The sequence below is a fragment of the Sorangium sp. So ce836 genome, assembly GCF_028553905.1.
In the GTDB taxonomy this organism is placed as follows: Bacteria; Myxococcota_A; Polyangia; order Polyangiales; family Polyangiaceae; genus Sorangium; species Sorangium cellulosum_D.
In genome coordinates this window covers 7,415,478-7,435,430 of sequence record NZ_CP102233.1, presented here as the reverse complement: position 1 = coordinate 7,435,430, position 19,953 = coordinate 7,415,478, and the positions used below count along the sequence as shown (strand labels likewise).

Annotated in this window: 12 protein-coding genes and 1 pseudogene; 6 read left to right on the top strand and 7 right to left on the bottom strand. The window is 70.5% G+C overall.

The genetic code is table 11. The features are described 5' to 3' along the window. Positions 1 to 226 precede the first annotated feature (226 nt). Complete coding sequence (locus NQZ70_RS26660) at positions 227 to 5,947, top strand: AAA family ATPase (RefSeq protein ID WP_129576724.1); 5,721 nt, start codon at positions 227 to 229, stop codon at positions 5,945 to 5,947. 49 nt (positions 5,948 to 5,996) lie between these two features. On the opposite strand, the gene NQZ70_RS26655 is transcribed toward NQZ70_RS26660, so the two are convergent. Together NQZ70_RS26655 and NQZ70_RS26650 are read right to left on the bottom strand one after the other, a co-directional pair. Next, positions 5,997 to 6,836, bottom strand: a complete 840-nt coding sequence (locus NQZ70_RS26655) for a cation diffusion facilitator family transporter (protein ID WP_272829142.1) — start codon at positions 6,834 to 6,836, stop codon at positions 5,997 to 5,999. A 305-nt stretch (positions 6,837 to 7,141) separates the two neighbouring features. After that, positions 7,142 to 7,747: a GNAT family N-acetyltransferase gene (locus NQZ70_RS26650; protein WP_129576722.1), complete on the bottom strand. Its 606-nt coding sequence runs from the start codon at positions 7,745 to 7,747 to the stop codon at positions 7,142 to 7,144. Positions 7,748 to 7,960: 213 nt separating this feature from the next. Between NQZ70_RS26650 and NQZ70_RS26645 the strand changes: the two genes are divergently transcribed. Further along, entirely contained in the window at positions 7,961 to 8,560 is a 600-nt protein-coding gene (locus NQZ70_RS26645; protein WP_129576721.1) for a hypothetical protein, read from the top strand. Between the two features lie 155 nt (positions 8,561 to 8,715). Here the strand turns inward: NQZ70_RS26645 and NQZ70_RS26640 are convergent, their stop codons facing one another. Then, positions 8,716 to 9,162 carry a DUF2147 domain-containing protein gene (locus tag NQZ70_RS26640; protein WP_129576720.1) on the bottom strand — a complete coding sequence of 149 codons (447 nt, stop codon included), beginning with the start codon at positions 9,160 to 9,162 and terminating at the stop codon, positions 8,716 to 8,718. A 632-nt stretch (positions 9,163 to 9,794) separates the two neighbouring features. Here NQZ70_RS26640 and NQZ70_RS26635 point away from each other — a divergent pair. From NQZ70_RS26635 to NQZ70_RS53455, 4 genes and pseudogenes are all read left to right on the top strand, one after another. Then, positions 9,795 to 11,705: an aldo/keto reductase gene (locus tag NQZ70_RS26635; RefSeq protein ID WP_129576718.1), complete on the top strand. Its 1,911-nt coding sequence runs from the start codon at positions 9,795 to 9,797 to the stop codon at positions 11,703 to 11,705. A 55-nt stretch (positions 11,706 to 11,760) separates the two neighbouring features. Beyond that, the gene (locus NQZ70_RS26630) at positions 11,761 to 12,120 is read left to right on the top strand and encodes a transposase (RefSeq protein WP_129572564.1); all 360 of its coding nucleotides are present in this window, start codon (positions 11,761 to 11,763) and stop codon (positions 12,118 to 12,120) included. 130 nt (positions 12,121 to 12,250) lie between these two features. Further along, positions 12,251 to 13,489, top strand: coding sequence for an IS110 family transposase (locus NQZ70_RS26625; RefSeq protein WP_129572563.1), 1,239 nt, complete (start codon positions 12,251 to 12,253; stop codon positions 13,487 to 13,489). A 34-nt stretch (positions 13,490 to 13,523) separates the two neighbouring features. Further along, positions 13,524 to 14,537, top strand: a pseudogene (locus NQZ70_RS53455) (IS3 family transposase); the annotation flags it as partial. A 225-nt stretch (positions 14,538 to 14,762) separates the two neighbouring features. On the opposite strand, the gene NQZ70_RS26620 reads toward NQZ70_RS53455, so the two are convergent. The 4 genes from NQZ70_RS26620 to NQZ70_RS26605 form a co-directional block, all read right to left on the bottom strand. Then, positions 14,763 to 17,879 carry a right-handed parallel beta-helix repeat-containing protein gene (locus tag NQZ70_RS26620; protein ID WP_165374184.1) on the bottom strand — a complete coding sequence of 1,039 codons (3,117 nt, stop codon included), beginning with the start codon at positions 17,877 to 17,879 and terminating at the stop codon, positions 14,763 to 14,765. Between the two features lie 152 nt (positions 17,880 to 18,031). Next, positions 18,032 to 18,409, bottom strand: a complete 378-nt coding sequence (locus NQZ70_RS26615; RefSeq protein ID WP_165374183.1) for a hypothetical protein — start codon at positions 18,407 to 18,409, stop codon at positions 18,032 to 18,034. Between the two features lie 120 nt (positions 18,410 to 18,529). Continuing rightward, complete coding sequence (locus tag NQZ70_RS26610) at positions 18,530 to 18,865, bottom strand: hypothetical protein (RefSeq protein ID WP_129576714.1); 336 nt, start codon at positions 18,863 to 18,865, stop codon at positions 18,530 to 18,532. Positions 18,866 to 19,090: 225 nt separating this feature from the next. Further along, positions 19,091 to 19,900: a transposase gene (locus NQZ70_RS26605; RefSeq protein WP_129576713.1), complete on the bottom strand. Its 810-nt coding sequence runs from the start codon at positions 19,898 to 19,900 to the stop codon at positions 19,091 to 19,093. Between the last annotated feature and the right edge of the window lie 53 nt (positions 19,901 to 19,953).

Here is a 19,953-nt window from a genome sequence, read left to right as displayed (position 1 = left end):
CGGGCATCAGCCGTGGTATCTATCGGTCGGGGGGGCCTCGGATGGTACGACCGCAGGAGACCGCGACAGGTGATGCGGTGCCTGGCCTGCGCTATGCGCTCACGCCGACCGTGCGGTTGCGTCGCCTCGGCGAGGCGCGCGGACTCGACCGTCCCGGCGTCGACAGCTCTCATGTCCCACGGAGCCGCTGGGCGCCAGCGCCCCACGGCGTGTCCTCCCCAGGGAGATGCTCCCCGTGGAGGTGAGCCTGGCCTCCCCCTACGCGATCACCGAGACCCTCCACGAGGGCCAGAAGACCAGCCTGCTTCGCGCGATCCGGAGCGCCGATGGCTGCCCGGTGATCTTGAAGGTCCTCGACCCGAGGCGCAGCCGCCCGAAGGACATCGAGCGCCTGAAGCACGAGTACGCGATCGGCAAGGCGCTGAGCCACGAGGCCATCGTAACGCCGCTCGCCCTCGAGATGTACGAGGGGCTGCCGGCCCTCGTCCTGGAGGATTTCGGCGGTGAGTCGCTCGACCACTTCATGGACGCGCCCATGAACATCGAGCGGTTCCTCGACCTCGCGGTGCGTATCGTGGCCTGCGTGGCGGAGCTCCACCAGCGGGACATCATCCACAAGGATCTCAAGCCCCAGAACATCCTCGTCAACGCAGCTACCGGGCAGGTCAAGCTCGCCGACTTCGGCCTCGCGTCCCGCCTCTCCCGCGAGCAGTCGCCGGCAGGGCCTCCCCGGCTCATCGAGGGCTCCTTGCCGTACCTGGCTCCGGAGCAGACGGGGCGGATGAACCGGGCGATCGACAGCCGCACCGATCTCTATGCGCTCGGGGTCACGTTCTACGAGATGCTCACCGGGCGGCTGCCGTTCGAGGCGCGCGACCCGTCCGAGTGGGTGCACTGCCACGTCGCCCGCGCCCCGCCACCGGCCACCGCGCTCGTCCCGGACCTGCCCGAGGTCCTCTCGGCGCTCGTCCTGAAGCTCCTGGCCAAGATGGCGGAGGATCGTTACCAGACCGCGCGCGGCCTCAAGCACGACCTCGAGCGGTGCCTTTCGGAGTGGCGAGCGACCGGCCGGATCGAGCCGTTCCCCTTGGCCGAGCACGACGTCTCCGATCGCTTCGAGATCCCTCAGAAGCTCTATGGCCGCGAGGAGGAGGTGACCGCGCTGCTGCGCGCGTTCGAGCGCGTGGTGGGCACGGGATCCCCCGAGCTCGTCCTGGTCTCCGGCTATTCCGGCATCGGCAAGTCGGCGCTGGTCCACGAGATCTACAGGCCGGTCGTCGGGGAGCGAGCCCTCTTCCTTTCGGGCAAGTTCGATCAATCCCAGCGCGACATCCCCTACTCCACGCTCGTCCAGGCCTTCCGGGAGGTCGTGCTCGAGATCCTCGCCGGGAGCGAGGCCCAGATGGTGGCCTGGAGGCAGCGGCTGCTCGACGCCCTCGGGATCAACGGACAGCTCCTGGTGGAGGTCATCCCCCAGGTCGAGCTCGTCATCGGCCGGCAACCGCCGGCTCCAGAGCTTCCGTGGACCGAGGCGCAGAACCGGTTCCGCGTCGTGTTCCGGCGCTTCATCGGGGTGTTCGCCCGGAAGGAGCACCCCCTCGCGCTCTTCCTCGACGATCTCCAGTGGACCGATTCGGCGAGCCTCGGCCTCCTTCACGATCTGGTGACGCACCCCGAGACGCGCTATCTGCTCGTTACCGGCGCGTACCGCGACAACGAGGTGCCCCCCTCGCATCCGCTGGCGCTGGCGCTCGACCAGATGCGGAAGGAGGGCGCGCGCATCTCGGACATCGTGCTCGGCCCGCTTTCCCGAGACAACATCGCCGCGCTCGTCAGCGACGCGCTCCACTGCTCCCGCGAAGACGCCGCGCCGCTCTCGAACCTCGTCCACGAGAAGACGGCCGGCAACCCCTTCTTCGCGGCCCAGTTCCTCATGGCGCTGCACGAAGAGCGGCTGATCGAGTTCGACGAGCGGGCCGAGGCCTTCCGGTGGGACGTGGCGAAGATCCGCGAAAAGGGCTTCACCGACAACGTGGCGGCCCTGATGGTCGGCAAGCTCGCGCGGCTGCCGGAGGGCGCGCAGGGAGCGCTGAAGCAGCTCGCCTGCCTGGGACACACCGCGGACGTCGCCCTGCTGACGCTGGTTCATGGCGGCTCGGAGGAGGATGTGCACGCGGATCTTTGGGACGCAGTCCATGAGGGGCTCGTCTTTCGCTTGAACGGCACGTACAAGTTCCTCCACGACTGGGTCCAGGAAGCCGCCTATTCGCTCATCCCCGAAGGCGAGCGGGCGTCGGTGCACCTCGAGATAGGCAGGCTGCTCGCGTCGCGGACGGCGCCGGAGGAGCTCGAGGAGAAGATCTTCGAGATCGTGAACCAGCTCAACCGCGGCATCGGGCTCATCACGTCGTGGGAAGAGCGAGAACGGGTCGCCGAGCTCAACCTCATCGCGGGCAAGCGCGCCAAGGGGTCGACCGCCTACGCCTCGGCGCTGGCGTACCTCGTCGCCGGCGCAACGCTCCTGGCCGAGGACGGCTGGGCCATCCGCTACGAGCTCATCTTCGCGCTCGAGCTCCACCGGGCCGAGTGTGAGTTCCTGACCGGCGAGCTCTCGAGAGCGGAGGAGCGGCTCTCCATGCTCTCGCGCCGCGCAGGAGACCTCGTCGCCTTCGGCGCCGTCACGTGCGCGCGCATGGCTCTTTACACGACCATGGATCGGAGCGACCGCAGCGTGGAGGCATGCCTCGAATACCTCCGGCGCGTCGGCGTCGAGTGGTCGCCGCACCCGACGGACGCGGAGGTCCTGCAGGAGTACGAGCGGATGTGGCAGAGGCTCGCGGGCCGCCCGATCGAGGAGCTCTTCGACTTGCCCCCGATGGTCGATCCGGACTGCCGCACGACCATCGACGTCCTCTCGTGGTGCGAGGCGCCCGCCCTGTTCACCGACGAGAACCTGCTGAGCCTCCTGGTCGCTCGCATGGTGAACGTCAGCATCGAGCATGGCAACAGCGACGCGTCGTGCCTCGGCTACGTCCGGCTCGGCACGGTCCTTGGGCCACGCTTCGGCGACTACCGCGCGGGGTTCCGCTTCGGCAAGCTCGGCCTCGACCTCGTGGAGAAGCGCGGGCTGGACCGCTTCAAGGCCCGCGTCTATCTGGTCTTCTGGTACGCCATCAATCCCTGGACGAGGCACGTGCGTACCAGCCTCGATCGATTGCGACGCGCATTTCACGCGGCGCAGGAGGCGGGCGATCTCACGTATGCATCCTATCTGCGTACCGCCTTTCTCACGCTCCTCCTCATAGATGGAGAGCCGCTCGGCGAGGTGCAGCGAGAGGCCGAGGGCGCGCTCGAGTTCGCGCGGAAGGCGAAGTTCGGCCTCGTCGTCGACTGCATCACCGGACAGCTCAGACTCATCCAGACGCTCCAGGGGCTCTTGCCGGATTTCGCCTCCTTCAACGATGAGCGCTTCGACGAGGGCCGATTCGAACGGCACCTCGAGGGCGATCCGCGCCTCTCGTTGGCCGCGAGCTGGTACTGGATCCGCAAGCTGCAAGCGCGCTTTTACGCGGGTGATTATGCCTCTGCTATCGAGGCCGCGGCGAAGGCGCACTGGCTCCTCTGGACGTCGCCGTCGTTCCCCGAGATCGCCGAGTACCATTTTTACAGCGCGCTCGCCCACAGCGCGCTCGCGCGGGCAGCGCGCCACGACGCGGCACCTGCCGATGAGCGGCCCCAGGATCTCACGGAACTCCTCGCGCACCACGAGCAGCTCGAGGTCTGGGCTTCGAGCTGCCCCGAGAACTTCGTCCATCGCGCGGCGCTGGTCGGCGCCGAGATCGCGCGCGTCGGCAGCGAATGGGAGAAGGCGGCGCAGCTCTACGAGCAGGCCATCCGCGCCGCGCGCGCGAGCGGCTTCGTCCACAACGAGGCGCTCGCCTACGAGATCGCGTCGAGGTTCTACCGGGCGCGAGGGTTCGACCTGATCGCCGCCACGTACCTCCGCGAGGCGCGCGCCTGTTACGCCCGCTGGGGGGCGGACGGCAAGGTCAAGCAGATCGACCAGCAGAATCCGCACCTCTGGGATACGACGCCGCTCGCCCAGGCCGCCACCTTCGCGGCGCGGTCCGAGCAGCTCGACCTGCTCTCGGTGACCAAGGCATCGCAAAGCCTGTCGAGCGAGATCGTCCTCGACAAGCTGCTGCGCACGCTGCTCACGGTCGTCCTCGAGCAGGGCGGCGCGCAGAGGGCTTGCATCCTCCTGTACCAGGACGAGCGCCTCTCCATCGAAGCGGAGGCGACCCTCGAAGAGAAAGGGGCGGCGACGACCCTCCTCCCGCCTTCGACGGAGGATGGTTCGCGGCGCGTCCCCATGTCGCTCGTCCGCTTCGTGCAGCGGACGAAGGAGCACGTCATCCTGAGCGATGCCGCCGCGGACGCGGGCAAGTTCTCCGGCGATGACTACTTCGCGAGGTGTCGGCCCAAGTCGCTGCTCTGCATGCCCATCCTGAGGCAGGGCGAGGTGGTGGGCCTGCTCTACCTCGAGAACAACCTCGTCGAGGGCGCGTTCACGCCGGAGCGGCTCACCGCCCTCTCGCTGCTCGCCACGCAAGCAGCGATCTCGCTGGAGAACGCGCGGCTGCTCTCCAAGGAGCAGGCCGCGCGGACCGCGGCCGAGGCGGCGGAGCGGCGTGCGGCCTTCCTGGCCGAGGCCGGGGACATCCTCTCCAGGTCGCTCGTTTATGGCGAGACGTTGTCGCGTATTGCGCGGCTCTCGGTACGATCGCTTTGCGATTGGTGCATCATCGATATTGTGGAAGGTGGAGAGATCCGGCGAATTTCCTGGGCGCACAGAGATCCCACGATGGAGTCGTTGATCCAGGAGCTGGAGCGGCGGTATCCGCCTGGTCGGGACTCGCCGCACCCCGCGGCCAGGGTCCTGCGCAGCGGTGAGCCGCTCCTGCTCCCCGAGATCTCGGAGGCCATCCTCCGGGAACACTGCGAGGACGACGGGCACGTGAGGCTCCTCCGAGAGCTCGGGACCTACAGTTCCATCACCGTGCCGGTCGTGGCGCGGGGACAACCGCTCGGGATGCTGAGCGTCGTCTCGTCCGTGCCGGAGCGCCGCTACGGCGATGCGGACATCGAGATCGTGCAGGAAGTGGCGCGCCGGGCGGCGAACGCGATCGACAATTCGCGGCTCTACCGTGCTGCCCAGGAGGCCGTCCGGGTGCGGGACGAGTTCCTCACCGTGGCGACGCACGAGCTCAACACGCCGATGACGTCGCTCACGCTCACGCTCGAGGCGATGGATCGGGCCCTCCGGTCGGGGGGGCCCTGGGACCCGCGGGCCATGGGCAGGCAGGTCGACCGCGCGCTGCGGCAGGCGAAGCGCCTGACCCGCCTGCACAACGAGCTCCTCGACGTCTCGCGGAGCCAGGTGGATCGGCTCTCGCTCCATGTCGCAGAGGTCGATCTCGTGGCGGTCGTCCGCGATGTCCTCGCGCGATTGACGCTGGAGCTTTCGCGCGCCGGGTGCTCGGTGTCGCTGCGGGACTGCGGCCGGATCGTGGGCCGCTGGGATCGCGCGCGCGTCGAGCAGATCGTCACGAGCCTGCTCGCCAACGCGATGAAGTTCGGCGCGGGCAAGCCCGTCGAGATCGTCGTCAGCGAGGAGGCCGGGACGGCGCGGCTCTCGGTGAAGGATCAGGGGATCGGCATCGACCCGGCGCGGCAGGAGCAGATCTTCGAGCGCTTCGGGCGCGCCGTGTCCGACCGGCACTACGGCGGGCTGGGGCTCGGCCTCTACATGAGCCGGAGGATCGCGGACGCGCACGGCGGCTCGATCCGCGTCCGGAGCGCGCCCGGCGCCGGCGCCACGTTCCTCGTCGAGCTCCCGTGCGCCGGGCCGCCGCGCGCCGGCGAGCCGAGCTCGCCGCCGGGCTGAGCGGCCTTGCGCGCTCGGCGCGGCCGCCCGCCCTCGGCGCCGGCGCCCTTCACGCCGGCTCGTCGCGCTCGACGTCGATGTGCACGAGCACCTCGGCGTCGGGCTCGGCGGCGCGGATCGCGTCGCGCGCGCGGTCGCCCGTCGCGTGCGCGCGGGCGAGGCGCATGTCGCCCGGGAGCTCGATGTGCACGTCGACGAACAGCGTGCGCCCGGCGAGCCGCGTGCGCAGCCCGTGGTGGCCGAGGATCTCGCCGCGCGCGCGCATCGCGTCGAGCGCGGCCTCGAGGGCGGCGACGCGCTCGTCGGGGGCGCTCGTGTCGATGAGGTCGCGCACGCCGAGCCGGAGGAGGGTCCCCGCGGACGTGAGGACGTAGACGGCGACCGCGATCGACAGCAGGCCGTCGACGCGGGAGAAGCCGGTCGCGTACGTGACGGCGACGCCGAGGAGGACCGCGACGTTCGCCGCGATGTCGGTGCGGTAGTGGACGGCGTCGGCCTGGATGGCGCTCGAGCCGGTGCGGGCGGCGACGCGGCCGAGGTAGGCCACGAGCGCCGCGGTGATCAGCGCGGCGGCGGCCATGGCGCCGAGCGTGACGGCGGCGAGGCGGAGCGGCTGGGGCGAGAGCAGCCGCTGGATCCCCTCGACGAGCAGGTAGACCCCGGAGCCGCCGATGAGCAGGCCCTGACCGGCGGTCGCGAGCGTCTCGATCTTCGCGTGACCGAAGGGGTGGGAGCGGTCGGGCGCGGCGTGGGCGAGCTGGATGGCGAGGGCGTTCGCCGAGGAGGCGAAGAGGTCCGTGAGCGAGTCGACGGCGCTCGCGGTGACGGCCATCGAATGGCCGAGCTGGCCGGCGACGAGCTTGCCGAGGGCGAGGCCGCCGGCGGTCAGCGCCGCGATGCGCCCGGCGCGCAGCGCGGCGCGGGCGCGGGCGGCGGGGTCGTGGCGGGCGGCGGGGCCGGGAGCGGCGGCCGGCGCGGGCGCGGCGCCACGGCCGGGGAGGGCGGCGGGTCGGGGAGGGCGGCGGGGTCGGGGAGGGCGCCGGGGCCGGCGGCGCGTGCGGCAGGAGGCGGTCCGCTCATCGCGGGAAGGCTACCCCGCGGCGCCGGCGCGCGTCATGCCCGCGAGGGGGGCGGGGCGCACCTCGCCGGCCCGCGGCGGGCGCGCGTCATGCCCGCGGGGGGGCGGGGCGCACCTCACCGGCCCGCGGCGGGCGCATCGTCGGGCAGCAGGAGGCCCATGACCAGGTCGTCCACGAACGCCCCGCCGTCGCCGCGGATGAAGTCGCGTCGCGTCCCCTCGTGCACGAACCCGAACGACAGGTAGAGCGCGATCGCCCGCGCGTTGTCGGCCCGCACGTAGAGCTCCACGCGCCGCACGCGCCCCCCGTCCGGGTCGCGGTGTGTGGCCGCCAGCCCGAGGAGCCGCTCCATCAGCGCCCGGCCCACGCCGAGCCCCTGCGCCTCCGGGTGCACGCCGAGCCCGAGGATCCCCACGTGGCGCAGCATCCGGAACTTGAACCGCCGGACGAGCGTCGCCTCGCCGACGAGGCGGCGCCCCGGGAGCTCGGCGGCCAGGCACATCGCCGAGCCGTCCGTCGCCGTGAGGCCCGCGCGCTCCCGCTGCTCGGCGTAGGCGGCCGCGTCCGCGGGCAGCTCGTCGTCGTGCTTCACGATGCCCTGGCGCGCGCGCACGATCGCCCGCTCGAGAGCGAGCAGGGCAGCGGCGTCCTCGCGCGAGGTCTGACGGAGGATGCTGTGACGGCCGCCCCGGAGCGGGGCGCGGTACGGCTCGACCCTCATGGTGGCCTGCGAGGCTAGCCGCAGCGGCGGGCTCCGCTCGAGCGGGAAGCTCCCCGTTCGCGCGGGGGCGGCCCCCGCTCGCGGGCGGCCCAGGCGGACGCGCCGGCGCCCGGCTCTCGTGGGCGCCGCCGTGGCGTGGGAGCGGGCGGCCCCGCACGGTCCTCCGACGGGAGGTCCGCGCGGATCGCGGCAGCTCTGCTACAAGCAGCCTCCATGGCCAGCACCGACGCGCAGCCCCCGAGCAGCGACTACCTGGACCGGCTGATGCGAAGGAGCTCCTTCGAAGCGCTGTGGCCCTTGTTCGCAAAAGCGACCAGGCCCGCCAAGGAAATGACCGAGAGCTACTCTGCCCTCTGTCATCTTCGGCCTCTCTTGACCAAGGGCCGCCCATGTCGCGTCATTCACGTCGGGGACGGGGCCCACGCGAGGACCGGGGCCCTCTTTTCGCTGAAGAGCGAGGCGGACAACATCAGCGTCGATCCGCTGCTCAACGTAGCCTTGGTGGAGGCGTGGCGCGATCGCTTCGGGGTTCGGCGCCTGGCGTGGCACAAGGCCAGCATCGACGACGTCGCGGATCAGCTCAATGCCCTGCCCCCCATGCCGGTGTTCGTGACGTTCGTCCACGCCCACGTGCACATGGACAGGGTGCTCGATCGGCTGCGCTGGGACGCGGCCTTCACCCTCGCGTGTTGCTTACCCGGCCACCAGCTCACGCAGACGCGCGTACCGCTCGAGGAGGGCATTGATCCGAGCGTGCTGTCCACGGGACGTCGGTACCAGGTGGTGGTGAATCCCAACGCCCCGGTATCGTAGCCTCTCCAGACCACTTCACTGCAGAGAAGCGAGGACGTGCGCGGAGCTACCGCAGCGGCGTGCTGCGCTGGCCCTCGGCGACAGCCGCCGCACCTGCCCGTCCGGCGCGCGGCTGCGGCGCAGGCACCAGAGCACCCACGGCGAGGAAGATCCTTTTACTTCTTCAGCCAGGTCTGGGTCCTGCCGAGGAGGGAGATGCCCAAAAAGCCGCGCACCTTGAGCTTCTTCCCGCCCTCGATGGCCTCGAGCTTGCAGCTATAGGTCTCGCCGTTGTTCGGATCCAGGATCGTACCGTCGTCGTACTCGTCGTCATCGCGGACCATGTTCTTGATGATAACGAGCCCCACAAGGGGCTTGTTCTTGTCGGCGCCCTCACAGGCGGTGCAGAGCTTCGGCTTCCCCTGCGCGTCGAGCGGCTGTTTCAGGCTCACGATCTTGCCGAAGATCTTCCCGCCCTTCTCGTAAATCTCTACCACCGACTGCTCGATCCCCTGCTCATCGATCGTCCGCCACTGGCCGGTCACAGGGAGAGGAGCCGCGAGCACGAGCGAAGTGGCGAGGGAGCAACCCAAGGCGGCAAAAATAGCCAAGAACCTCTTCATGTCGTCAGAACTCCTTTCATCGGTCTGCGAAGCCACGGCGTTCGGCCCTGGCGTGGTGCTTGTTTCGCATGTCGGCGTGCGCCGCTGTGTGCAACATGCCTTGGAGGGGGGGCGGGGGGAGGGGAGACGGGGGGAGGGGAGACGAGGGGAGGGGAGACGAGGGGAGGGGAGACGGGGCGCCGCGCCGTTGGTTCATCGGGCCGGAGGGAGCGGCGGCGGGAGGCAGGGCTCTGGTCAGAGGGGGAGCCGAACTTTGGACATGGCTCCTCTCGCAGCAGCCCTGCGGCGCGGTGGATGTCATTTTTCCCCCGAGGGTACCGAGCGGGCTCGTGGAGCGCAACGGCGCCGTGCAGCGGGACGCCGGGACGTGTGGTGGCCAGCGAACGGTTGATTCCGGGGGGCTGGATCCCGCCGTGGCCAAACTGCCCATGGCCCGCGCCTCGGCCGCGCGCGTCCGTCCTGCGCGGGTGCGATCTCGCCGACTGAGGAGGTCATGTACGGTTCTCTATGTCAACCAGCGCGTGCAGCGTGGCCGTACGGTGGGACCGGTGATGCCACGAACCCTCCACCGTGGGCGATGAGGCGGCGCAGCGCTTGCATCGAGCCGCGGACCTGGCTACGTCAGCGCCTCCGTGACTCCCGCCCCCTCGCCCTACGGTGTCCTAGGCCACCTCGACGTTCCCCTTGGCCTCGGCCTGCTCCGGCTGGCCACGGAGGGGCGCCCCTCGGAAGAGGACGCGACCGCCGTCATCCACGTTGCCCTCGACCAAGGCATACGCCTCCTCGACACCGCCGACTCCTACTGCCTCACCGACCGCGAGGTCCACTATGGAGAGCGCCTCGTCCGCAAGGCGCTCGACGCGTGGTCCGGCCCGCGCGACGACGTGCGCGTGATCACCAAGGCGGGCCTCACCCGACCCAAAGGGCGATGGGTCCCGAGCGGCAGCCGCGACCACCTGCGCCGCACGGTCGAGGGCAGCCTGAAGGCGCTCGGCGTCTCGCGGATTTTCATGCTCCTCCTCCACGTGACCGACCCCAGGACCCCCCTCGAAGAGAGCCTCGCCGCCCTCGCCGAGCTCCAGAGAGAGGGCCTCATCGAGCACCTCGGCCTCAGCAACACCTCCATCGCAGAGGTCCGTCAGGCCGAGCGGCACTTTCCGGTGCGGGCCATCCAGGAGGAGCTGAGCGTCCTCGATCGCGGCAGCGCCGCCCGAGGCCTCTTCGAGCTCGCCAGGCAAATGGGCATCCCGTTCCTCGCCCACCGGCCGCTCGGCGGTCACGCCAAGGTCGATAGCCTCCTCAAGAACCGCGCGATCAAGCCCATCGCCGCGCGGCACAGCATCACGCCCCAGGAGGCGGCCCTCGCGGCCCTGCTCGATCTCGGCCCCCCGGTCCTTCCCCTGTTCGGGGCGACCAAGCGGGAGAGCGTCGAGTCCTGCTCGCGCGCGCTCCGGGTCCCCTTTGGCGCGCGCGATCGAGCCGACCTCTCGAAGACCAGCTTTGCGCCCACCGCCGATGCGCTGGCCTCGGTCGCGCCCCCCCTGATCCTCGCCGGCCTGCGCAAGCTCGAGCCCGGAGAAGGCCCCGGCGATGCGCCCGAGGTGGTCGTGGTCATGGGGATTCAAGGGGCAGGCAAATCGTCGGAGGTCGCCCGCTACACGGCCAGAGGGTACGCGCGCCTGAACCGCGATGAGCTCGGCGGCACGCTCGACGGCGTGGTCAAGAAGCTCGGGGAGCTGCTCTCCTCGGGGCAGACGCGGGTGGTCCTCGACAATACGTACGGCACGCGCGCGTCGCGCTATGCGGTGCTCCGGATGGCGCACGCGCACGGCGTGCCCGTCCGGTGCCGGTACCTGGCCACGCCCATCAACGAGGCCTACGCGAACGTCGTCCTGCGCGTCCTCGAGCGCTACGGCAAGCTGCTCGGGCCGGAGGACATGAGAGCGCTCGGCAAAGAGGATCCCAACCTGCCGCCGCCGCAGGCGCTCTCGCGGTGGGCCGCGAATTTCGAGGCGCCGCACGCGGATGAGGGGTTCTCGGTGGTCGAGGAGATCCCGTTCGCCCGGCGCGTCGATCCGCTCTTCACGGGCAAGGGCTTGCTCCTCGACGTCGACGGCACGCTGCGAAAGACGAAGAGCGGCGAAATCTACCCGCGCGACCCCGACGACGTCGAGCTCCTGCCCGGTCGGCGCGCGGTCCTGGAGCGCTGGGTCGACGACGGATACAGGCTCTTCTTCGTGTCGAACCAGAGCGGCATCTCGAAAGGATCGGTGACCGAAGAGGCCGTCCTGGCCGCGTTCTCGCGGACGATCGAGCTCCTCGGCCTGCCCGTGGCCGAGGTCGCGTACTGCCGGCACCCGGCGTTTCCGGTCGGCTGCTTCTGCCGCAAGCCCCTGCCGGGGCTCGGGGTGTCGCTGATCCAGCGCCACAAGCTCGCGCGAGAGCACCTGGTCATGGTCGGCGATATGGAAAGCGACCGGGAGTTCGCGCAAGCGCTCGGGGCGAAGTACATGACGGCCGAGGAGCTCTTCCCGGGCGAGTGAGCGCCTGGTCCTCCCCCGCTTCCGTCGACACCCCCGACGGCACCAGGAGGCAGGGATGGGACGGAGAAAGAGGAGGGCGTTCACGCCCGAGTTCAAGGCGGAGGCGGTACGGCTGGCGAAGGCGAGCGACCGGAGCATCGGCCAGGTGGCGAAGGACCTCGACCTGACCGAGACGGCGCTGCGCGACTGGATCAAGCGCGCGGACACCGACGCGGGCCACGGCCCGCCGGGGGCGCTGACGACGCCGGAGCGTGAGGAACTGCAGCGGCTGCGCCGCGACGTGAAGCGGCTGGAGATGGAGCGCGAGATCTTAAAAAAACGGGCATGCGCAGGGGCGCACCCGCGAAGCATGAAAGCCGGTAGACTGCGGGCGCGGATCGCGTCGGGCCAAGGTCGACGCTTACTGGTGTCGTGAGCCCGAAAAAAAACGGACCCGAGCGTCGCATCAGGCACCCCGAATTGTTGCCGTCTCCGCAAGGAGCGAGCACGCCAGGTAAAATCGCCCTTCGCGACGCTCCCCGGCGCCTTTCGCGCTGGAGGTCAAGATGGAGGTCCTGTACGCCCGCTGCTGCGGGCTCGACGTGCACAAGGAGACCGTCGTTGCATGCGTCCGGATCCAGGAGCCCCGAGGCCGCGCAAAGACGACGGTGCGTTCGTTCGGCGCGACCACGGCCGAACTCCTCGAGCTACACCAGTGGCTCACCGAGCAGGGCTGCACGCACGTGGCGATGGAGTCGACGAGCGTCTACTGGAAGCCGGTCTTCAACCTGCTCGAGGGCAGCTTCGAGGTGCTGCTCGCCAACGCGCGGCACATCAAGGCCGTCCCGGGCCGGAAGACCGACGTCAAGGACTGCGAGTGGATCGCCGACCTGCTCGCGCACGGACTCATCCGGGCGAGCTTCATCCCGCCCGCCCCGATCCGGGAGCTGCGGGACATCACACGGCATCGCAAGAGCCTGATCCGTGACAAGGCCACCCTGGCCAACCGCGTGGGCAAGCTGCTGGAGACCGCCAACATCAAGCTGAGCAACGTCGTCTCCGACGTGCTTGGCGTGTCCGGCCGCGCGATGCTCGCGGCGCTCATCGCCGGCGAGCGCGATCCGAAGAAGCTTGCGGCGCTCGCCCGGGGCCGGCTCATCCCCAAGGCCGAGCAGCTTGCCGAGGCGCTGCGCGGTGGATTCTCGAGCCATCACGCGTTCTTGCTGGAGCAGCTCTTGAAGCAGATCGACCATCTCGCCGAGCTGATCGCCGCATGCGACGCCAGGGTCGTCGACCTGTGCCAAGCGCACCGCGAGCCGCTGCAACGGCTCCGGACCATCCCCGGCGTCGCGCAGCGGACGGCCGAGGTCCTGCTGTCGGAGATCGGGCTCGACATGACGCGCTTCCCGACCGCGGGTCACCTCGCCTCCTGGGCGCGGATGTGCCCAGGCAACAACGAGAGCGCGGGGAAACGACGCAGTGGCGCGACCGGCACCGGCAACAACTGGCTGCGCACCACGCTGCTGGAGTCGGCGTGGGCTGCCTCACGATCACGCAAGACGTACCTCGGCGCGCAGTACCGCCGGATCGCGCGCCGCCGTGGGCCCAAACGAGCGGCGACCGCGGTGGCGCACAGCATCCTGGTCATCGCGTTTTACGTTCTGCGCGACGGCGTGGAGTACCGGGATCTCGGGCCAGACTATTTCGACCGCGCCAATGCGGCCAAGCTCACCAAGTACCACCTCCGGCGCCTGGCCGAGCTGGGGTACGAGCTGCCCCAGCCTCGTGCCCAGCCCGGAGCGTAGGCTTTCTAGGTAAAGCGGCGGCCTTCTTCGCGAAGGAAAACGAGTGAGGTTCGAGTTCATCGACGCGGAGAAGGCGCACTACCCGGTGCTGGTGCTGTGCGCGGTGCTGCTGGTCTCGCGCAGCGGCTACTACGCGTGGGCCAAGCGCTCGGAGTCCGCGCGGGCCAAGTCCGACGCTCAACTGAGCGTGCAGATCAGGGCCGTGCACCACAAGAGCCGTGGCCGCTACGGCAGTCCGCGCATCCACGCGGAGCTGCGTGCTCGCGGCATGCGTGTCGGCAAGAAACGGGTCGAGCGGCTGATGCGCGCTCAGAGGCTCGCGGCTCGGAGGAAGCGGCGCTTCCGCCGCACCACCGACTCGCGGCACAACGGCCCGATCGCCCCGAATGTGATCGAGCGGCAATTCGATGCTCAAGCGCCCAACCAGGTCTGGGTGACGGACGTGACGTACATTTCCACCGGCGAGGGCTGGCTGTATGCTTCTTGCTGCCGCGAGGTCGCTCGTTCGTCTTGGCCAGCGCGCTCTCGGTGCGGCCCGTGCCGGTCGACGAGGTCTGGGCGAACGCGCGCCACGGCGACGTTCTCCGGTGCGGCTGCGGGAGCGAGTTCTTCCTCGTGGGGAGCCACTTCGATCTGGGTCGAGGGCCCCCGTCTCAGAGAAGTAGGCGCCCGATCGGATCCGCCTACGGAGCGTCAGAGCACCGGCTTCGGGGAGCGGAGACAGGCTTTGAGGAGAGAGAGTACTCAGAATCCTTCAAAAGAAAAATCGCCCGACGGCTCCTCGCCCCAGGAGGACCGACGGCGGTGGCGCTGTCGGCCGAGACGGGGGTGCATCAGACGACGCTCTCGCGCTGGCCTCGCGATGCTCGTGGCCTCGCGCCCATGTCCGACGACGCTCGCCGCTCCGCGCCTCCCTCGCCGCTCCGCGCCTCCCTCGCCGCTCCGCGCCTCCCTCGCCGCTCCGCGCCTCCCTCGCCGCTCCGCGCCTCCACCGACATCACCTACCTCAAGAGCTCGGTGCGCGGAGCGTTCTACCGCTTTCCTCTGAACGCTCGCTACAGCCAGGGAGAAAGCCCAAGTTCGTCCCGGGGTCGCCGCTCGCGGGGGCTGCGCGCAGGCGGGCCCCTTTTGAGGCCCGCCTGCGCTCCGGCCCCTCCGCGACGATCCCGGGACGAACTTGGATGACGCAGTACTCGAGCCGATCCAACTTCGCTGGATGGATGCTCAACTCGGTTGAGGTGATCCCGGTCGACTCACGCCGGGCCTCGGGCGGCTACGATCGGCGAGCGCGCCGCCTGCGGGCGATCGCGATCGCGAGGCCACCGAGCGCGAGCGCGGCCTCGGCCGTCGAGGAGTCGGGCGCGCCTGCCACCCGGCATCCGCAGCCGCGGTCATCCTCGTCGTCTCCGGCGCTGCCGCCTTGACCCTCACCGCCGTTGCCTCCGACCCCGCCACCTTCGCCCGCGCTGCCACCGGCGCCCCCGACGCCCGCGCCGCCCTGGCCACCTTCGCCCGCGCTGCCACCGGCGCCCCCGACGCCCGCGTCGCCCTGGCCACCTTCGCCCGCGCTGCCACCGGCGCCCCCGACGCCCGCGCCGCCCTGGCCACCTTCGCCCGCGCTGCCGCCGGCGCCCCCGACGCCCGCGCCGCCCTGGCCACCTTCGCCCGCGCTGCCGCCGGCGCCCCCGACGCCCGCGCCGCCCTGGCCACCTTCGCCCGCGCTGCTGCCGGCGCCGCCGGCGCCCCCGACGCCCGCGCCCCCGACGCCCTGGCCGCCTTCGCCCGCGCTGCCGCCGGCGCCCCCGACGCCCGCGCCCCCGACGCCCTGGCCGCCTTCGCCCGCGCTGCCGCCGGCGCCGCCGGCGCCGCCGGCGCCCCCGACGCCCGCGCCCCCGACGCCCTGGCCGCCTTCGCCCGCGCTGCCCCCGACACCCCCGACGCCCTGGCCACCTTCGCCCGCGCTGCCGCCGGCGCCCCCGACGCCCCCGACGCCCGCGCCGCCCTGCTCTTCAAACAAGCACACGCCGCTGCACCCATCACCGGCCATCACATTGCCGTCGTCGCACTCCTCGACGTCCGCCTCCGTGAAGCCGTCGCCGCAGGTCGCGTGCTTGCAGCCGGCCACGCACGCATCCGCGTCGCTCGCGTTGCCGTCGTCGCACTCCTCGACGTCCGCCTCCGTGAAGCCGTCGCCGCAGGTCGCCGCGAAGCATGTATTCAGACAAGCGTCCTCATTGCTCTCGTTGCCGTCGTCGCACTCCTCGACGTCCGCCTCCGTGAAGCCGTCGCCGCAGGTCGCCGCGACGCACGTAGTCAGGCACGCGTCCTCATTGCTCGCGTTGCCATCGTCGCAGTCCTCAGGTCCGCTCGTGATGCCGTCGCCGCAATAGGGGCCGGTGCCGGAGCAATCGTCCTTGCACTGGCCATACTGGCCGTTCCGCGGGCCGTCATCGCATACCTCGCCCGCGCCGAGGACCCCGTCGCCGCACACCGTCGGCGGCGCCAGCTCGTACGCCCCCATATCGAAGGCCGGCCCGTTGATCTGGTCGCCGTCGAGCGGGCGCGGGTTGCCCTCGAGGTCGTGTCCCGGCGCGCCGACGTCCGTGCCGGAGTCGACGCACAGGCTCGTCTCCTGGAGCTTCAGGTTCGCCGGCGCAGCGACATAGAGCGGGTTCGCCGAGAGGGTCCCCTCGCCAGGGTTCACGCCGACGTAGTTTGGCCCGTTCTGCCACACGTTCGAGTACGTGACGGTCACGCGCGTCGTCCCATACTCCGCGCGCCGAGCGACGCCTGGCCCGCTGTTGTTCGTCACGATGGAGTTGTTGATATCCACGAGCGCGCCCGCCCCCGCGTCGGCGCGCACCTCGACGCCGGCGCCCCGGTTCGCGTGGATGGTCGCGTTCGTGAGCGTCACTGCCGCTGTCGCGCCGGACGTCCCGCTGACGTAGAGGCCCATGTCCGTGTTGTTCCGCAGGACCGTGTTGGTCACCGTGGCAGACGCCGAGCCCGAGACGATCATGCCGTACGCGCTCGTGTGCACGGTGAGCCCGTCGATCGCATGATGCCCCTGCTGCGCCAGGATCCCGACCGAGGCCTCCGAGATGACCGCGTTCGAGAGCACGTTACCCGTCGACGGTGCCTCGAGCCGGACGCCCCAGAAGCTCCGAGCGCCGGTGCCCGTCGATTCGATCGTGACAGGCAGCGCCGGCGTGCCGCCCGCCTTCAGCGCCCCCATCACCACGAGCTCCGCCTTGTTCAGATCCTGGAGCGACGCCATCATGTCGCTCGTCTCGAACTGCACGACCACGCCTGGGTCGATCGTCAGCGTGACCCCGGGCGCGACCGTGAGATCTCCCGGGACCTTGTATGGCGAGCCCGCCAGGTTCAGCGTCAGGTCGGCCCAGAGCACGCCGACGAGCTGCGGCGTCGGATCCCCGGTGTACGGCAGCGCCCCGATGTCGCCCCCCAGCTCCCCCGCGAACCGACAGGGCGAGTTCGACGTGAGGCGCAGGTTCTGCGGCGCGCCCACATAGAGCGGGTTCGCCGAGAGGGCCCCCTCGCCCGGGTCCACGCTGACGTAGTTTGGCCCGTTCCCCCACACGTTCGAGTACGTGACGGTCGCGACCGTCGTCCCATACTCCGCTCTCCGGGCGATGCCAGGCCCGGTGTTGTTCGTCACGATGGAGCTCTTGATGTCCACGGTCGCGCGCGAGCCCGCCTCGGCACGCACCTCGACGCCGGCGCCCCGGTTCGCGTGGATGGTCGACCCGGAGATCGACACGGTGCTCACGCCGCGGTTCGTCGAGCTGATGTAGAGCCCCCCGTCCGTGTTGTTCCGGACGGTCCAGCCCGTGAGCGTCGCGCTGCCATTGCGCGAGAACACGGCGCCGTACGCGTTCGTGTGCGCGACGACCCGGTCCAGCGTGAGCACGCCGTCGATCACGTGGAAGCCGGCGCTCGCGTTCTGCACCACGAGCTCGTTCGTCGTCAGCACGGCCGTGGGAGCGTCGACGACCACGCCGTACCACTCCCGCGCGCCGCCTCCGGCCTGGGATCTGAAGATCACGGGGCTCGCCGCGGTGCCCGCGACATCGAGGGTGCCCCGGATGGTCATCTCGACTTCGCCCGTATCCAATCCGGTGCCGAGGCCGTCGCTCGACGCGAACCGGACCTCGGTGCCCGCCTGGATCGTGAGCCTGGCGCCCGCCGGGACGATGATGTCGCCCTGCACGATGTACGGGCTCCCGGCCGGATCCCACGTCCTGTTGATGATGTTCCCGCCCGCGACGACGGTCTCGGCGCGCGCGGCGCGCGGCAGGGCGAGGAGGACCGCGAACGCCCACACAAGGACGAGACATCTCACGGCGAGTGCAATGGGCCGCTTCGGCATGGTTTCTCCTGGTCGAGGAAGGTCGTTGTCGCAGAAGACGCGCGGGACACGACGCGCGGCGGGACGAGCCCGTCTCCCTGAGTAACCGAGCGGCGGGCGGCGAGCAATGGCCTGTACCCCTGCGGGGCTGGTCATCGTCCGTCAAGCTCAGCTCAGCGGATCGCCTTCATCCGCGGCGCAGGCGCACCGCTCTGCAGCTCGTCGCGAATGTGCTCTGGTGTGCGGCCGCCGAGCCGCTCCGCGATAAGCTGCTCGGCTTCCCCGCCGAAGAGCACGCGTGGGAGCGTGAATTCGTGGCTGCCGAGCCCCAGGAAGCGGGCCATGACGTCCAGCACGCCGAGGGCGCCGGCCGCGGGTTCGACGAGGCCGGCGCCCTCGGCCCGGACGAGATCCCGGTGGATGAGCGGCGCGAGATCGATGTCGCCCGGCTGCGCCGGCGCCTCCCCGCGCGCGCGCTCGACGAGCGCCGCCCACCCGGCCTCGCCGGGGGCGCAGTCCAGAGCGCAGCCGCGCAGGTGCTCGAGGCGCATCCGCCTGGTCATCCCGGCGTGCGACGCCTGCGCGCGCGTCGACTCCTCGAGCGCGTCGAGAGGTATGAGGCTCCTCGCGCCTGCCAGCGTGAGCGCCCGCCGCGCGGGAACATAGATGTATCATCGGCCCCCCCGCTCGAACAGGATCAGGTTGTGGCGCTGATACTGCCAGAACCCCTGGCTCACCCCGAGGATGGCCCACGAATCGAGGAGCCCCGGTGGGTCGATGCGCACCTCCCTGGGCTCGCCCGTGCTCCAGCGAGACGCGTAGACCCCGACCATCAACGCGGCCAGCGGCGCGCCGGCGGCGACGGGATCGCCGGCGGCATCCGCGGGCGAGCCCTCGCTCCCGGGGTCCTCCTCGTAGATCTCGGCGCATGCGTGCGCACGAGAAGCAGCACAAACGGTTCCGAGCGCGAACAACCCCACCATCAGGCTCTTCGTGACTTTCAGCATGAGACCACCTCCCCGGAGGCAGCCGGAGTCGAGCCATTTCGCGCGCCGGCGCAGAGCGCCTTCAGCGTGGATTTCGCGCCCAGGGGGCACGAGCGAGCCGAAGGTGCCGTGCGAGCGGCGCTCGGCCAAGAGAATGCGGTTTAAACTACAATTGGCTGCGCCCAGAGCGTCACGAAGGCACACGCCCCCCCTTACCCACCACGATCATTTCGGCTGGTTCCATGCTCAATTCAGCCAGCGGGCGAGCTGCGAGCACGCCGGCACGTGCAGGGTCGTGCCCCGACCCGACCGGGCCAACCTTCCCGGAACGAGGATCAGCACGCGGCGCAACCACGGCGTTCGCCAGCTCGCCAGGTGCGGAACGTGCTCCAGCACATAGCGGCGCATCAGGTTGGCCGTCAGCAGCTTCAGCAGCATCGCGGCATCATTCGCGTTGAAGCACTGGCTCGGCACGCGACCGCATCCCCACCCGTGCTTGAGCTCGCCAATGAGCGGCTCGATGCCCGCGCGCAGGTCATACCGCGCCGCGACGTCTTCCGGCGCTTCGACCGGCTCGTTGGTCAAGAAGACCTGCACCGTGTAGTCGAGCCCCTCCCAAAGGTAGATCTGCTTGCCATTCTCCCGGTCGCGTGTGCGTACGGCGATGACGCGGACCCCATCGGGCCAATCGCGGCGCCGGAAGGGGACCTCGGTCACCTGGCGTCGAGGACGACCATCGGCATCTCGGTCGACGGTCCGCCATCCGGTGGCGTACGCGACCCTGCCCACCAGATCGGGGCTCATCCGCGCCTTGGTCAGGAAAAAGCATCCCTTCGCAGCAACGGCGTGCATCAAGGCGCTGCAATCCCCAGCGCCATCGATCCGTACGTAGATGGCCGCGCTCGGAGCTGCGGCGCGTGCCCGGTCGACGCACTCCTCGACGAAGGGCACATCGGCTTCGCCGAAGCTCGTGTCGCCCGGTCGCAGCTTGGCCCCGACGATGGCGTCGGCCTCGGCGATACGCGCCAGGATCGGATTTTTAGGCGCGAAATCCACGCTACAAGCGCGCGGCGCGCAAAGTCGCTGAGCTCGGCTTGGGGGATTTCGCC

Bases quoted from the DNA above. Each gene is read 5' to 3' on its own strand.
- NQZ70_RS26645 (WP_129576721.1), top strand. From the start codon at position 7,961: ATGGCCAGCACCGACGCGCAGCCCCCGAGCAGCGACTACCTGGACCGG.
- NQZ70_RS26630 (WP_129572564.1), top strand. From the start codon at position 11,761: ATGGGACGGAGAAAGAGGAGGGCGTTCACGCCCGAGTTCAAGGCGGAG.
- NQZ70_RS26625 (WP_129572563.1), top strand. From the start codon at position 12,251: ATGGAGGTCCTGTACGCCCGCTGCTGCGGGCTCGACGTGCACAAGGAG.
- NQZ70_RS26615 (WP_165374183.1), bottom strand. From the start codon at position 18,409: ATGCGCCTCGAGCACCTGCGCGGCTGCGCTCTGGACTGCGCCCCCGGC.
- NQZ70_RS26650 (WP_129576722.1), bottom strand. From the start codon at position 7,747: ATGAGGGTCGAGCCGTACCGCGCCCCGCTCCGGGGCGGCCGTCACAGC.
- NQZ70_RS26640 (WP_129576720.1), bottom strand. From the start codon at position 9,162: ATGAAGAGGTTCTTGGCTATTTTTGCCGCCTTGGGTTGCTCCCTCGCC.
- NQZ70_RS26620 (WP_165374184.1), bottom strand. From the start codon at position 17,879: ATGCCGAAGCGGCCCATTGCACTCGCCGTGAGATGTCTCGTCCTTGTG.
- NQZ70_RS26610 (WP_129576714.1), bottom strand. From the start codon at position 18,865: ATGCTGAAAGTCACGAAGAGCCTGATGGTGGGGTTGTTCGCGCTCGGA.
- NQZ70_RS26660 (WP_129576724.1), top strand. From the start codon at position 227: ATGCTCCCCGTGGAGGTGAGCCTGGCCTCCCCCTACGCGATCACCGAG.